The sequence below is a fragment of the Streptomyces sp. SKN60 genome (genome assembly GCF_026236535.1).
GTDB lineage: Bacteria > Actinomycetota > Actinomycetes > Streptomycetales > Streptomycetaceae > Streptomyces.
In genome coordinates this window covers 1-857 of sequence record NZ_JAHTMW010000057.1, presented here as the reverse complement: position 1 = coordinate 857, position 857 = coordinate 1, and the positions used below count along the sequence as shown (strand labels likewise).

Below are 857 nucleotides of genomic sequence, written 5' to 3'. Positions count from 1 at the left end.
GGGACGTACGTGCCCCACACCGCGCGCAGCGCGTCGCAGACCTCGCCCACCGTGGCCCGCGCCTTGAGCGCCGCCTTCATCGGGTAGAGCACGTTGTCCGTGCCCGCGGCGGCCTTGCGGAGCTCGGCCAGCGCCGTGTCCACCGCGCCCCGGTCGCGCTCGGCGCGCAGCCGGGCGAGGCGTTCGGCCTGCTGGGCCTCGATCGCCGGGTCGACGCGCAGCGGCTCGTACGGCTCCTCGACGTCCACGGTGAAGCGGTTGACGCCGACGACGACCCGCTCGCCGGAGTCGGTCTCCTGTGCGATCCGGTACGCGGAGCGCTCGATCTCGTTCTTCTGGAAGCCGCGCTCGATCGCGTGCACCGCGCCGCCCAGGTCCGCGACCTTCCGCATCAGCCCCAGGGCGGCGGCCTCGACCTGGTCGGTCATCGACTCCACCACGTACGAGCCGGCGAAGGGGTCGACGGTGGCCGTCACGTCCGTCTCGTACGCGAGGACCTGCTGGGTGCGCAGCGCCAGGCGGGCCGACTTGTCCGTCGGGAGCGCGATGGCCTCGTCGAAGGAGTTGGTGTGCAGCGACTGGGTGCCGCCGAGGACCGCGGCGAGGCCCTGGACGGCGACCCGCACCAGATTGACCTCGGGCTGCTGCGCGGTGAGCTGCACCCCGGCGGTCTGGGTGTGGAAGCGGAGCATCAGCGACTTGGGGTTCTTCGCGCCGAACTCGTCCCGCATCACCCGCGCCCAGATCCGGCGGGCCGCCCGGAACTTGGCGACCTCCTCCAGGATCGTGGTCCGCGCCACGAAGAAGAAGGAGAGGCGCGGCGCGAAGTCGTCCACGTCCATGCCGGCGGCGACGGC

The 857-nt window shown here is 72.7% G+C and carries 1 protein-coding gene; it reads right to left on the bottom strand.

The annotated features are described in order from the left end of the window. The coding region (locus KV205_RS35930) for a methylmalonyl-CoA mutase family protein (protein WP_265869242.1) at positions 1-857 on the bottom strand (857 nt) is incomplete at both ends.